13 protein-coding genes and 1 riboswitch are annotated in these 13,954 nt (G+C 36.9%); of the genes, 1 reads left to right on the forward strand and 12 read right to left on the reverse strand.

Going from position 1 to position 13,954, the window contains the following annotated elements; genetic code table 11:
• Positions 1-16 precede the first annotated feature (16 nt).
• From sufC to B2C77_RS14255, 12 genes are all read right to left on the reverse strand, one after another.
• Positions 17-802, reverse strand: coding sequence for a Fe-S cluster assembly ATPase SufC (gene sufC, locus B2C77_RS14205; protein WP_077705055.1), 786 nt, complete (start codon positions 800-802; stop codon positions 17-19).
• 469 nt (positions 803-1,271) lie between these two features.
• Positions 1,272-1,442, reverse strand: coding sequence for a YuzK family famiily protein (locus tag B2C77_RS21720; RefSeq protein ID WP_164085238.1), 171 nt, complete (start codon positions 1,440-1,442; stop codon positions 1,272-1,274).
• Positions 1,443-1,643: 201 nt separating this feature from the next.
• Positions 1,644-2,468: a MetQ/NlpA family ABC transporter substrate-binding protein gene (locus B2C77_RS14210; RefSeq protein ID WP_077705058.1), complete on the reverse strand. Its 825-nt coding sequence runs from the start codon at positions 2,466-2,468 to the stop codon at positions 1,644-1,646.
• 81 nt (positions 2,469-2,549) lie between these two features.
• Entirely contained in the window at positions 2,550-3,218 is a 669-nt protein-coding gene (locus B2C77_RS14215; protein ID WP_077705060.1) for a methionine ABC transporter permease, read from the reverse strand.
• On the reverse strand, positions 3,208-4,239 hold the full coding sequence (locus B2C77_RS14220; RefSeq protein ID WP_077705063.1) for a methionine ABC transporter ATP-binding protein: 1,032 nt from the start codon (positions 4,237-4,239) through the stop codon (positions 3,208-3,210). The genes B2C77_RS14215 and B2C77_RS14220 overlap by 11 nt, the downstream gene beginning before the upstream one ends.
• A 100-nt stretch (positions 4,240-4,339) precedes the next feature.
• Positions 4,340-4,454, reverse strand: a riboswitch (SAM riboswitch).
• 68 nt (positions 4,455-4,522) lie between these two features.
• A complete protein-coding gene (locus B2C77_RS14225) occupies positions 4,523-4,837 on the reverse strand; it encodes a thioredoxin family protein (protein ID WP_077705066.1) in 315 nt (104 codons plus the stop codon).
• A gap of 22 nt (positions 4,838-4,859) precedes the next feature.
• On the reverse strand, positions 4,860-5,216 hold the full coding sequence (locus tag B2C77_RS14230; protein WP_077705069.1) for a toprim domain-containing protein: 357 nt from the start codon (positions 5,214-5,216) through the stop codon (positions 4,860-4,862).
• Between the two features lie 391 nt (positions 5,217-5,607).
• Positions 5,608-5,988, reverse strand: coding sequence for a glycine cleavage system protein GcvH (gcvH, locus tag B2C77_RS14235; protein WP_073007348.1), 381 nt, complete (start codon positions 5,986-5,988; stop codon positions 5,608-5,610).
• Positions 5,989-6,162: 174 nt separating this feature from the next.
• Positions 6,163-6,516 carry an arsenate reductase family protein gene (locus B2C77_RS14240; RefSeq protein ID WP_077705072.1) on the reverse strand — a complete coding sequence of 118 codons (354 nt, stop codon included), beginning with the start codon at positions 6,514-6,516 and terminating at the stop codon, positions 6,163-6,165.
• A gap of 482 nt (positions 6,517-6,998) precedes the next feature.
• Positions 6,999-8,783 (reverse strand): acyl-CoA dehydrogenase FadE, encoded by a 1,785-nt coding sequence (locus B2C77_RS14245; RefSeq protein ID WP_077705075.1) that lies wholly within the window; start codon positions 8,781-8,783, stop codon positions 6,999-7,001.
• A 96-nt stretch (positions 8,784-8,879) separates the two neighbouring features.
• Complete coding sequence (locus B2C77_RS14250) at positions 8,880-10,055, reverse strand: acetyl-CoA C-acetyltransferase (protein ID WP_077705078.1); 1,176 nt, start codon at positions 10,053-10,055, stop codon at positions 8,880-8,882.
• A gap of 16 nt (positions 10,056-10,071) precedes the next feature.
• The gene (locus tag B2C77_RS14255; RefSeq protein WP_077705081.1) at positions 10,072-12,471 is read right to left on the reverse strand and encodes a 3-hydroxyacyl-CoA dehydrogenase/enoyl-CoA hydratase family protein; all 2,400 of its coding nucleotides are present in this window, start codon (positions 12,469-12,471) and stop codon (positions 10,072-10,074) included.
• Positions 12,472-12,956: 485 nt separating this feature from the next.
• Here B2C77_RS14255 and B2C77_RS14260 point away from each other — a divergent pair, with 485 nt between their 5' ends.
• A complete protein-coding gene (locus tag B2C77_RS14260) occupies positions 12,957-13,934 on the forward strand; it encodes a metal ABC transporter solute-binding protein, Zn/Mn family (protein WP_077705084.1) in 978 nt (325 codons plus the stop codon).
• Positions 13,935-13,954 lie beyond the last annotated feature (20 nt).

Genomic DNA, 13,954 nt, shown 5'->3' on the forward strand with positions numbered 1-13,954 from the left:
AATACCCCTCCTTACGTTACGCATTTTGCTCAACAGTATGATCTTCGATACCTAATTCTTCTTTAATCCACTCATAACCTTCTGATTCAAGACGCTTAGCTAATTCTGGTCCACCAGATTTAACAACGCGACCTTGCATCATGACATGCACGAAATCAGGAGTTATATAGTTTAATAAACGTTGATAGTGTGTAATAATTAAGCAGCCAAAGTTTTCGTCACGAAGTTTGTTAATGCCTTTAGACACTATTTTCAATGCATCAATATCTAAACCAGAGTCGATTTCATCCAAAATGGCGATCTCAGGCTTCAGTAGCATAAGTTGCAGAATTTCGTTACGCTTTTTCTCCCCGCCAGAAAACCCTTCATTCAAATATCTTTGCGCCATATTCTTATCAATTTCTAAATAATCAAGAGCATTGTCCATTTCTTTAATAAAGTTCATAAGTGAAATTTCGTTTCCTTCGCCGCGGCGAGCATTCATCGAAGAACGCAAGAAGTCAGAAGTAGTTACACCGCTAATTTCACTTGGATATTGCATCGCAAGGAATAAACCAGCACGAGCACGCTCATCTACTTCCATTTCCAATACATCTTCTCCATCCAATAAGATGCTTCCTTCTGTAACTTCATACTTCGGATGCCCCATAATCGCAGAAGCTAAAGTGGATTTACCAGTACCATTTGGTCCCATAATTGCATGAAATTCTCCACCCTTTATTGTTAAGTCGACACCTTTTAGTATCTCCTTATCTTCAATTGATACGTGTAAATTCTTAATTTCTAGCGTTGATCCAGCCATATTTATACCTCCAAATTCATTATTGTAATTATCACATTGCCTAAGCGTGATAGTCATTCTCAATTTATTCTCATTACAATCTTAAATCATTTCGAATTTATTATCAACTCTTTAGAACAGGAAATCCTATGTATAAATGGACATTCTTTATGTTATCTTATTGATAATGGATAACTCAACTTCTTTGCCTCTACTTAATTTAATGATTCAAAATGCATACTGGCAGCGGTTACAAGGATATATACCCACATAAAGGTGCATCTTTCATCCGTTTAGTTTTTTTGGATCCCACTGAATATTTTAGTAGCTTAAGAGTATAACCTAAAGCCCTCTTACGAAAAAATTTCGTTGCTATTTCTCACTTAGGCTTGTTCAAATTGTTGAAGCAGGCCTTACAACAATAGCAAAAGGGCGTTTATGCGAATCGCAAACGCCCTTACGCTATTATTTATCTACATTTTTAAAATAATTAGCCGTGTTGTTGGTTCATATATGCTAAGGTAAATAGCTTACACTTCTGATATTCTTGCTGCCGTTTTTTTTCAACTGCTAGCCGTTGTTTTAACTTCCGTTGATACTCCGCAAAACCAATATGATGCGATTGCTGCATTGCTTTTTCCATTTCAGAAGTGTACTTCATTTTTATTCCACTATGAATAGGGAATCATCCTTTCCTCGTTTTGACTCATCATAAGCTTAACATAAGACAAGTTCCCTTCTCAAAATGGATATAAACGTTTCATTCGGCATATTCACGGTTAAATTTCACTTATATACGGATACGTTGGCGATACCTACACATACAGTAAATTTCGCTAAATCTTAGCCTATTGCTACTATTTTATTTCTCTTCTTTTACTGGAACAATTGCTCCATTATATTTTTCCCTCATAAAAGCTTGAATTTCTTCTGATTGTAAGACCTCAGCTAATTTATTTAATGCTTCATCGTCTTTATCCTCTTTCTTCACTGCCAACACATTCACATAAGGAGATTCATCGCCTTCAATAAATAAACCATCTTCTTCTGGCTTTAGACCAGCATCAATTGCATAGTTCGTATTAATGGCTACAAGGGCATCCTCTTCCCTTTCATAGTATTCTGGAAGGACAGCAGCCTCATATTCAGGTGAAAAAGTTAAGTTTTTGGGATTTTCTACTATATCATCAACAGTAGCACGTGCTTTGTCTACATCTTCATCTATTTTAATAAGTCCTTGTTCTTCAAACAAAGTTAAAATTCGCCCATGATCTGGCACGGAGTTACTCATAATAACTTCCGCTCCTTCTGGAATATCCTCCACATTAGATATCCCTTTGGAATATACGCCCATCGGTTCAATATGAATACCTGCAATATAATCTAAATCGTAACCTGTATCATCAATTGTTTGCTCAAGAAATGGGATGTGTTGATAATAGTTAGCATCAATTTCTCCATTCGCAAGATCATCATTCGGTAACACATAGTCTTGGTATTCACTAATTTCCAGGGTAATACCTTTCTCTTCTAAAATCGGCTTAGCCTCTGCTAATATTTCTGCGTGTGGTACACTTGAAGCTCCGACGGTTATTTTATTATCGTCTTTTTCTTTTTCCCCACCACAAGCAGCTAATAAACCACCTAATACAATAAGGATTAAAATGGAAAGAATATATTTTTTCATGTTGGCACGCTCCTCTTTCATCGTTTTTATTTGCATACATTTGTCAAAATTACACTTCATTATTATAATTAATAATTTTCCTTAACGTTTATCTAGTTTGCGTGTAATATAATCACCAATAAATTGAAATAGAAATACAATGAACACAATAATTACGGAACAAAGCAAAACAATATCAAAGTCTCTACGTTGAAAGCCCGAGTAATATGCATAGCTTCCCAGGCCTCCTGACCCAATTGCTCCTGCCATTGCTGTATAACCAATAAGCGCAATAGCAGTAACGGTAAGTCCTGAAATTAAAGCTGGCATTGCTTCTGGTAACAATACTTTAAAAATAATTGTTCGGGTCTTGGCACCCATTGCTTTAGCAGCCTCTATGACACCTTTATCTACTTCTCTTAAAGCAATTTCCACCAACCGTCCATAAAATGGTGCTGCTCCAATAATTAATGCCGGGAGCGCAGCGTTAGGGCCTCTTATCGTACCAACAAGAAAATCAGTAAAAGGGAATAACAATAATATTAATATAATAAAAGGAATAGCACGAAATACATTTACAAACGTGGCCGTGATAAAGTTAACCCATTTATTTTGCCATAGTCCCCCTTTATTAGTGAGAAATAACAGTAATCCAAGTAAAATACCAAAAATAAAGGTTCCTATTAAAGCAATAATCGTCATATAAAATGTTTCTTTCGTTGCTTCTATAATATCTTCTACTTTAATAGTAGCAAATAAATCAGCTAACACCGCGAATCACCTCCAACTCTACAGAAGTTTTTTCTGTTACATGTTGGATCGCTTGTGTGATTTCTGATTCTTCACCAGTCATCTGGATAAATAGCGTACCGTACGCACCAGCCTGTGTTCGCGTAATTTTCCCTTGTAAAATACTAATGTCAATGTCATACGTCTTTACGAGCTTACTAATTAAAGCATCGTTCGTTGTTTCACCTACAAAATGGAGACGAATCAACTTACCATTCTCAAATGTGCGAACTAAATGTTCAAACTCATTCTCGGCTTCTGCATCCCCCATTAGCTGTTGAACGAACTTTTTCGTAACATCTTTTTTGGGGTGTGAGAACACATCCAATACATTACCTTGTTCTACCACTTTTCCGTTTTCCATCACGGCTACATGGTTACATATTTTTCGAATAACATGCATTTCATGTGTAATTAATATAATCGTTAAGCCTAATTGCTGATTTATGTCAACAAGCAAGTCTAAAATAGAGTTTGTTGTTTCTGGATCTAAGGCTGATGTTGCTTCATCACATAATAATACGGAAGGCTTGTTTGCTAATGCTCTCGCTATGCCAACCCGTTGTTTTTGCCCACCACTTAATTGCGAAGGGTAGGTCGCTTCCTTCCCGGATAAACCGACCAAATCAATGAGAGATTGAACACGTTGGTTCCGTTCTTCTTTTTCAACACCTGCTATTTCTAATGGGAAAGCTATATTTTCTTTTACAGTACGTGACCATAACAAATTAAAATGCTGGAATACCATTCCAATATCTTGTCTAGCTAACCGCAATTCATTCTTTTTTAATGCTGTTATTTCTTGATTACGGATAAAAATCTTACCACCTGTAGGTTCTTCTAAACGATTCAGTAATCGCACAAACGTACTTTTTCCTGCACCACTATAACCGATCACACCAAAGATATCTCCTTGTTTAATCGAAAGGGTTACATCGTCAACAGCCGTTGTGTCTGTCTTGTTTGCAGTAAAAACTTTACGCAAACCCTCTATCGATATCACACATAGTCCTCCTTTTTGTCCCTTTACTATTATGCCCACATCAGCAATTAAAAACGCCTTTCTGCAAGAGAACAGAAAGACGTATACATGTCAAAATGTCCCCTCATCTACCAAGACATACGCCTTGCAGGAATTAGCACCTTTCAAAATAAAACATTTATTTGAAGGTTGCCGCGGGTTCGTAGGGCCAGTCCCTCCACCGCTCAAGATAAGAGTTAATTATTATTTAATTGGAATAGAAATCATAATAACACGTTGCTTGCTATCTGTCAATGTAATTTTACTATCGAAATGAAAACAATTCTGGTCTATGCATGATCAAGTGTTGGTATATATTTGCTACATCACGAAATGCATACATTTTTTCAACGAGCTCTCCATCTTTCTTTATAAGCAAACAAGGAACACTTTCTATTTGATGCGTTTGCATAAATTCTGGATGTAGTGATGCATTCATTTCTAAAAATAGCTCTTGCTTTTGCATTTGTTCCATTTTAAGCAACATACTTTTAGCAAGATTACACGTTCCGCAAAGTGGTGTATAAATATAAAGAAAGTAATTGGATTGCTGTAGTTGCTCTTTTGTTACTTGTTGCAAACTATCACCTTTTTACTTTAAATTAAATCAGAAATATAGGATTAACCGCTATTCGTTTACTCACTAAAACTTGAGCTAGTACATTTTCAGGTGTCGTCGCTACTTCTCTGTACTCGCTACTTACATAGACGTGTTCAGCATGTGGTAATTCTCTTGCTAGTTGTTTACGAAGCTTGATGCCAGAAGGATCTTCGTCGACAAGAATATAAACATCCTTATCATCTAAACCATATTCCTCCAACATGTGATCAAATCGCTCTACTCCAAGCGTTCCATTTGTGCAAACAATGGTGATCTCTTCGGCAATCACTTTATTCACTTGCTTCTTATCAGTCAATCCTTCTACAATCATAACCTTTTCTGATCCATCTGTAATCATCACACAGCACTCCTTGAAAAATCAAGCAACAAGCTTGCAATAAAAAATGTTTTATTTACCTTTAGCTGTCTTTCAATAATGTAAACCTAGCTGGGAATATGTAGATATTTATAAAAGGATAACTGCACAACTAGAAGGCTTTTAACTATTGAATGTATACATCATATAGCAAGACTTCATCTCTGTACTATAATGCTTTTCATATTATCAATAAGTTTACTCCTAGTTTATGTAACAGACGGACAATTATTAACATTCTTATAAACAAAGCTGATTGCAAAGCATTGCAGATCAGCTTTGTTCACACTATAAGAAAGTATAAAATTTTTAAGGTTTAAAAACAAAGGCTTTCGCCATAATACTTTGGCTACAAGCCTAGTTTTTCTAATATTTATTCACTGATAATTTCTTCGTAAGCTTCCGCAGATAGTAAGTCATCCAATTCTGTTTCCTTAGTTGGTTCAACAACGACCATCCATGCCTTTTCGTATGGTGATTCATTCACCAATTCAGGGCTATCTTCCAATTCTTCATTCATTTCAACTACTTTGCCACTAATAGGAGCATATAATTCCGATACCGTTTTCACAGACTCTACACTACCGAAAGGCTCATTGATTTCTAATTCGTCACCGACTTCAGGTAGTTCAACGAACACAATGTCACCTAACTCATCTTGTGCAAATGCAGTAATTCCAATGCGCACAGTTCCATCTTCTTTTTTTACCCATTCGTGTTCTTTTGAATATAATAAATCCTTTGGTACGCTCATATTTATTCCCTCCAAATGATATATTCCAATTTCACTATACAAGGTTCAGTCCCAATTATCCAGTATTATTTTAAATAGATTATTTCAAAAGTTTTACCCTTCACTTGTAGTTAACATCGTACAATCCTTCATCAACTTGATTTTTTTATTCGACAGTTCTGTTGGAATAAGCTATTATAGCCAGTTTTTTTCAAATTCTTCCTCTTTGAAGCCAACAGTTACGTTAGAGCCATCTGTTACAATTGGTCGCTTAATTAGCATTCCGTCAGAAGCTAGTATCTCCGCCATTTCTTCTTCCGTGGCATCTGCTATTTTTTCCTTCATATTTAATTCACGATATTTTTTACCACTTGTGTTAAAGAATTTTCTTGCAGGCATCCCACTCTTCTGCATCAGTTCAAGTATATCTTCTTTATTAGGTGGGTTTTGCACTATATGTATTGGTTTATAATTTACTTGATGATTATCTAACCATTTTTTCGCTTTTTTGCATGTCCCACAGTTCGGATACCAGAAAAAAGTCAGCATTAAACAGCCTCCAATCTATAATATCTATAATATGTATCATTATATCAAATTAGACAATTGAAATTCGAATAAAATGAGTTTTTGTATGTGTTAGGTTTTTCTCAATCTAGTTATAACCTCTATTATTTTCAGCACTTTATTTATGCACACTTTTACTAATTTTAATACAACTATTGGTTTGCATTATAGAAAAGTATAAGTTTTTATGTTTTCTTATAGTGTAAAAAAGACGAGCTAGAATCTGTTATTTTCATAGATTCAGCGCGTCTTTTTTGCTATCTGAAATGATAAAATGAGGTGCTTGTAGAGCACGAAACACCGAATAGCCACGTCCGGCTCCATCGCCCAGCAACTAGGCAACTTCACGAAATCGCCCTACACTAAGTCATCATCTGTTCACCGCGATTTCTTTATCTCTGTTGATTCGATCCAGTCGCTACGTTGCTAAACGGGCGCTACGCCTTTGTTCTTACATAACTTTTTTATAGCGTATATTTTTCTTCTTCAATAATGGCAGTAGCAATTTCGCGTTTTTTTGCAATTACATTTGTCGGTGTATGCCGCGTTAACTTACGTAAAGAAGAAAGCATCATTCGTAAAGTGTCTCCTTCTTCTACAGCAATTAATGTTTCTTTAGCATTTGCCTCCATGCGATTAAACGCTTCTTGTACATAAACTTGCGTATACAACAGCTTTTGCATACTCTTTTCCTCACCATTTCGGTGAATTGCCTTTTCTGTACGCAAAATGGCAGACTCCATATTGTAAACCTCTGCTACCATATCAGCTAAGTTCACAAGAATTTCTTGTTCGTTGTCGATGTTCTGCATAAATTTCTGTGCCGCTAAACCGGCTCCTAGCAATACCATTTTCTTCGCATTTTTAAGCAGATGTTTTTCTTGTTCTAATGCATCTGTGCCAACTTCTTCTGGCATCATCATCATTAGCTCTTCTTGAAGTGATTGTGCCTTTTGTAATAAAGGCAACTCACCTTTCATTGCTTTCTTCAATAATGTACCAGGAACTAATAAGCGATTAATTTCATTTGTCCCTTCAAAAATACGGTTAATACGTGAATCGCGGTACATTCGCTCTACTTCATATTCCTGCATAAAACCGTAACCACCATGTAATTGAACAGCTTCATCTGCTACAAAATCCAATAGTTCCGTACACATATACTTATTCATCGAACATTCTATTTGGTATTCGGCAATTGCTCTAGCAATTTCTCTACCGTCATTTAATTGCTCCTCCGTAAGTGCACCCATTCGCTGCTCAAATAAGCCTACCGTACGATATACCGCACTTTCATTTGCATATGTTTCTGCAGCCATTGTTGCTAGTTTCTCTTTTGTCAGGGAAAAGCTAGAAATAGGCTTATTAAATTGCTTACGTTCATTTACATATTTCGCCGCTAACTCAATGCCACGCTTCGCTCCACCAACACCACCAATAGCAAGCTTATAGCGGCCAACATTTAAAATATTAAATGCGATAATATGGCCCCGTCCTTTTTCACCTAATAAGTTTTCTACTGGTACTTCAGCATCTTCCAAAATCAACGTACGAGTTGAGGAACTCTTAATTCCCATTTTCTTTTCTTCAGGCCCTGTGGATACACCTGGAAATTCACGTTCTACAATAAATGCGGAGAAATGTTCTCCATCAATCTTAGCATAAACGACAAACACATCAGCAAAAGCTGAATTCGTTATCCATTGCTTTTCTCCATTTAAAATATAATGTGTTCCCGCCTCATTTAACGTAGCTGTAGCTTTTGCCCCTAAAGCGTCTGAACCTGAGCTTGGTTCTGTTAAAGCATATGCTGCTAACAATTCTCCAGTAGCTAATTTCGGTAAGTATTTTTCCTTTTGCTCCTCGTTGCCGAAAAACACAATTGGCAATGAGCCAATTCCTACATGTGCACCATGTGTAACCGAAAAACCACCCGCAAGAGCAAATTTTTCCGTAATTAAAGAAGAACTGATTTTGTCTAAAGCTAAACCGCCATATTCTTCAGGGACATCCGCTCCTAACAACCCTAACTCACCAGCTTTTTTTAGTAAATCTACAGAATGCTCAAATTCATGATTTTCCAAATGGTCAATTTTAGGAACTACTTCACCAACCACAAACTCTTCTGTCGTTTTCGCAATCATCTTATGCTCATCGGTGAAATCCTCTGGAGTAATGACGTCCTCTGCAGTTAAATCATCAACTAAAAAACCGCCGCCTTTGAATACTTTCTCTTTTGTTTCGCTCATCTATGTTAACCCCTTTTCTATTAATTTTTACACCATGAAACGTATCCCTTTAAAATTTAAACTTTAGATTATTCATCTTTGTCAAACAAACATGCATTATATCAGTTCAAAAACACCTGCTGCTCCCATGCCTCCCCCAATACACATGGTTACAACACCAAACTGCACTTTCCTGCGTTTCATTTCATGCATAAGTGTTAGCGTTAATTTCGTTCCTGTCATACCTAGTGGATGTCCTAACGCTATTGCACCACCATTGACATTGACTTTATCCATATCTAAATCCAAAGCTTGAATAACACGAACGGATTGAGAAGCAAACGCCTCGTTCAATTCAAATAAATCAATGTCCGCCAATTCTAAACCAGCAATTTTTAAAGCCTTTGGGATAGCAGCTACCGGACCAACTCCCATAATTTCTGGCTCCACGCCAGCTACAGCGAATGAACGAAATTTAACCATTGGTATTAACCCATCTGCTTCTGCTTTTTCTCTATCCATTACTAACACGGATGCTGCTCCATCACTCATTTGTGATGAATTTCCTGCAGTAACCGATCCATTGATATGAAATGCAGGTCTTAATTTAGCTAAAATTTCAGTAGATGTTTCCGGACGTACTCCTTCATCCATCTTAAATGTCATCTTTTGCTCTTCTGGTTTATTTTGATCATTAATGAACCGATGCGTTACTTCAACAGGCACCATTTCATCCGTAAATTTACCTTCTTGGATTGCTTTAGCAGCGCGTTGATGACTTCTTACCGCAAAAGCGTCTTGATCTTCTCTAGAAATTTGAAAACGATTGGCAACTTCTTCTGCTGTATGCCCCATTCCCATATAATATCCTGGGGCATTTTCTACTAACTGTGAATTCGGTTTAATAACATGACCACCCATTGGTATTAGACTCATAGATTCTGCCCCACCTGCAATAATGGTATCACTAGCTCCAACCATAATGCGCTCTGCAGCGTAAGCAATGCTTTGTAAACCTGAAGAACAATAACGATTAACTGTTATTCCAGGTACATTATGATCTAAACCTGCAAGGCCAGCTATATTCCTAGCCATATTCATACCTTGTTCTGCTTCTGGCATAGCAGTGCCAATAATCACGTCATCAATATTTCCATTATAATTACCTGCACGTTTTAATGTTTCTTTAATGGTTAGCGCTGCTAAATCATCAGGTCTTGACTGAGCAAGTGACCCTTTATTTGCTTTGCCTACAGGGGTTCTTGCACCCGCAACAATTACTGCTTCCTTCACACTAGTTCCCCCTTCATTAATTACGTAATGGTTTTCCTTTAACCAACATATGTTGCATTCGTTGTTGTGTTTTTGGCTCTCCAATTAAGCTTAAAAAGGCGTCTCGTTCTAAATCGAGCATTACTTGTTCATCTATTTTCGTTCCTTCTTGAATTCTACCCCCTGACAAAACATAGGCTAATTTCTCTGCCATTTTCACATCATGTTCTGAAGCATAACCACTTAAATGCAAATTTTTAGCCCCTAATACCATGGCAGCATAACCTGCATCACCGACTACTGGAATTTTTTCTCTTTTTGGCGCCCGATAGCCTGAATTAGCTAATGATAGGACATTTTCCTTTGCATCATATAGTAAATGATCAGGGTTAACGCTAATTCGATCACATTGGTCTAAAAAGCCAAATTCGCGTGCTTCAGCAGCTGAAGTAGATACTTTCGCTGTCGCTACCTTTTCAAAAACATCATTGGCTACCTTCGTCGTATCGAAAGACACGCCTTTTGGAAGTTGACGAAGCATCTTTACATACAATTCTTTCGTACCGCCGCCGCCAGGAATAAGACCTACCCCAAATTCTACAAGTCCCATATAAGTTTCTGCTGAGGCTTGAATAGAAGCTGCCGGCAAGGACACTTCTGCACCACCACCAAGCGTCATATTAAACGGTGCAACAACGACTGGTTTATTAGCATATTTAATTGCCATCGTCATATTTTGAAATTGCCGAATAACCATATCTAGTTCAAAGAAATTATCATCTTGTGCCTCCATCAACATCATGGCTAAATTAGCTCCTACACAGAAGTTCTTGCCTTGATTACCAATAACGAGACCCTCGTAATTCTTCTCCACCTCTTCTATGGCGAAATGAACCATTTGCATAATATCTAATCCGATGGCATTGCTTCGAGAATGAAATTCTAAACATGCTACCCCGTCGCCTAAATCTATTAAGCTAGCTCCTGTATTCTTTTTAATAACACCCTGCACTTCTTTTAAACTGCGCAAATGGATCTCTTTTTTATTGACATCCTTTTTCTTATATGTTCCTTGATCATAAAAGTAGACGTTGCCATTTTCTGTTTGATAGAAAGATTCCTTTCCTGCTTCTAATAATTGTAAAACCCATGTAGGAACCGTTTCTCCTTCGCTTTGCATGCGTTCAACTGATTTACGCAAACCAATTGCATCCCACGTTTCAAATGGACCTAGTTCCCAGCCAAAGCCCCATTTCATCGCATCATCAATAGCTGCTATATCATCAGCTATTTCGCCTGTTAATTCGGCAGCATAAATAAACACAGGTTTTAAAATAGACCAAACGAGCGCACTTGCTCGATCATCTTTCTGAGCTAGAAGCGTTTTCATTTTTCGATGCAAGCCTTTTTCTTGTTTCGCCATTTCCGTCGCTTTCGTTTTAAGCTTTTTCCTATCTTCATATTCCAATGTCTTTGGATTTAATTCATAAATAACACTACCGTCTTTCCCTTTTTTCTTTAAGAAAAATCCTTGACCACTTTTGGCGCCTAACCAGCCTTTTTCCTGCATTGTATGCATAAATTCAGGAACAGAAAATTTCTCTTTTTCTTCTCCTTCCACTTGGTCATATACATTCTTCGCTACATGGATAAATGTATCTAGTCCTACGACATCAAGGGTACGGAAGGTAGCACTTTTTGCCCTACCAATTAACGGTCCTGTTACAGAATCAACTTCGCCTACACTATAACCGCCACGTAACATTTCCTGTACAGTAATTAACAAGCCATAAGTACCAATTCGATTAGCAATAAAGTTAGGTGTGTCCTTAGCTTCAACGACACCCTTTCCTAGAATGTCTTCGCCAAATTGCTTCATAAAGGACAGCACTTCAGGATCAGTATCTTTCGTTGGAATGACTTCAAGTAATTTTAAGTATCTTGGTGGATTGAAGAAATGTGTTCCTAGGAAGTGTTTGCGGAAATCTTTCGAACATTCGCTCGACATTGCTTCAATAGAAATACCAGATGTATTTGAACTTACAATTGTTCCTGGTTTACGATACTGTTCTACATTCGCAAAAACTTTTCGTTTAATCTCCAAATTTTCGACGACAACCTCAATAATCCAATCCACCTCAGCTAGCTTTTCCATATCATCTTCCATATTTCCTACTTCAATTAAATCAAGGCTCTCTTTCATTGCAATAGGGGAAGGTTTTTGTTTTAATAACGCCTTTTTACTCTCTGTTGCAATTCGATTGCGAACAGATGGATTATTTAAAGTTAACCCCTTATTTTCTTCCTTTTTTGTTAACTGTTTCGGTACAATATCAAGCATAATTGTTGGTATACCAACATTAGCCAAGTGTGCCGCAATTCCTGACCCCATTACCCCTGATCCTAAAACAGCAGCACGCCTGATCAATTGCTTCATAGTTTATCCTCCCATCCACATTTTGAATGAATACTCATTCATTTTATGTCGAAAATAAAAAGATAGTCTCCTATCTACTTACTTATTACTATAAAGTATTTACTGATATTTCGCAACAATTATAAACATTTTTTTATTAATAAGCTTCAAATACATACGTAAAGCATTCATATTCTTTAACATTTTTTAGAAACGTACAGATCATTTTCACAAACGCCGAACAAGCCTTTATAAAGAAAACATTATATTACAATGAGTCTTCAATCAATGGGAAGCCTTTCCTCACTGATTAACACCAAACCTTTAGGGTAAAAGCCACCATTTCTCTGATAGGATAAACTCTATTGGGTACTTTATTATAAAAAAGCAAAATGAAATCTGTTTTTTTCTCAATAGTTTCAATTAATCGTAACGGTTCCTATTTACATTTCGAAATGATTACGATATTATATGTAAAGGAGAGTTAAGAAGAGGAGGAACAACTTTTGAGAAGAACATCCATTACTATACTTATACTTGGCTTTATTACATTAATTGTTGTCGGTTGTACAAAAACAGATGGTGCTAATCAAAAGAACACAGATATAACTATATATACATCTGTATATCCAATTCAGTTTGCTGTAGAGCAAATTGCTGGAGACACAGCTGATGTGCATTCCGTTTACCCACCAGGAGTAGATGCTCATACCTATGAACCAACCTCTAAAGACATGACAAATATAGCTAAAAGCGATGTGTTTATTTACTTAGGTGCAGGGTTAGAAGGATTTGCAGAGAATGCAGCAGACGCACTGCGTTCAGAAGACGTGGAGCTTGTCGAGCTAGGAAAAAATGAGCATCTTTTTGATAAAGAAACGAACCATACAGTAAGTGATCACGCCCATGAAGATGGAGAGCATGCTGATGAAGCGGGAGCTCATGAAGGTCATACCCATGGAGATCACGACCCTCATGTATGGCTTGATCCTTCGCGAATGATTACATTATCTGACATGGTAAAAGAACAATTAATGAAACTTAACCCAGACGATAAACAGCTTTACGAAAGTAATTTTGATCAATTAACAGAACAGCTACAATCGCTTGATGCCGACTTTACATCCGTTTTGGAAGCAGCAACAAACAAACATATTCTCGTATCCCATGCAGCTTATGGTTATTGGGAAGAGCGCTATGGTTTAGAGCAAATTTCCATTAATGGGTTGTCACCTAACCATGAGCCATCACAGAAAGAACTAACCGAAATTATCGACCAAGCTGAAAAGGATGATCTTCATTATATCATCTTCGAACAAAATACGTCCAATCGTGTATCAAAAGTTATACAAGACCATATTCAAGCACAAGCTGTTACCATTCATAACTTATCTGTCTTAACAAAGAAAGATCTCGAAAATGAGGAGGATTATTTTTCCATTATGAAAAAAAATCTAAAAACACTCGATCAAGTAACTTCTTAATTCTCGATTGAGTCATTAAA

It is taken from the genome of Virgibacillus dokdonensis, from assembly GCF_900166595.1.
In the GTDB taxonomy this organism is placed as follows: Bacteria; Bacillota; Bacilli; order Bacillales; family Amphibacillaceae; genus Virgibacillus; species Virgibacillus dokdonensis.

What these genes read in the sequence shown, in the direction of transcription:
- sufC (WP_077705055.1), bottom strand. Translation starts at nt 802, where the DNA reads ATGGCTGGATCAACGCTAGAAATTAAGAATTTACACGTATCAATTGAA.
- B2C77_RS21720 (WP_164085238.1), bottom strand. Translation starts at nt 1,442, where the DNA reads ATGAAGTACACTTCTGAAATGGAAAAAGCAATGCAGCAATCGCATCAT.
- B2C77_RS14210 (WP_077705058.1), bottom strand. Translation starts at nt 2,468, where the DNA reads ATGAAAAAATATATTCTTTCCATTTTAATCCTTATTGTATTAGGTGGT.
- B2C77_RS14230 (WP_077705069.1), bottom strand. Translation starts at nt 5,216, where the DNA reads ATGATTACAGATGGATCAGAAAAGGTTATGATTGTAGAAGGATTGACT.
- gcvH (WP_073007348.1), bottom strand. Translation starts at nt 5,988, where the DNA reads ATGAGCGTACCAAAGGATTTATTATATTCAAAAGAACACGAATGGGTA.
- B2C77_RS14240 (WP_077705072.1), bottom strand. Translation starts at nt 6,516, where the DNA reads ATGCTGACTTTTTTCTGGTATCCGAACTGTGGGACATGCAAAAAAGCG.
- B2C77_RS14245 (WP_077705075.1), bottom strand. Translation starts at nt 8,783, where the DNA reads ATGAGCGAAACAAAAGAGAAAGTATTCAAAGGCGGCGGTTTTTTAGTT.
- B2C77_RS14255 (WP_077705081.1), bottom strand. Translation starts at nt 12,471, where the DNA reads ATGAAGCAATTGATCAGGCGTGCTGCTGTTTTAGGATCAGGGGTAATG.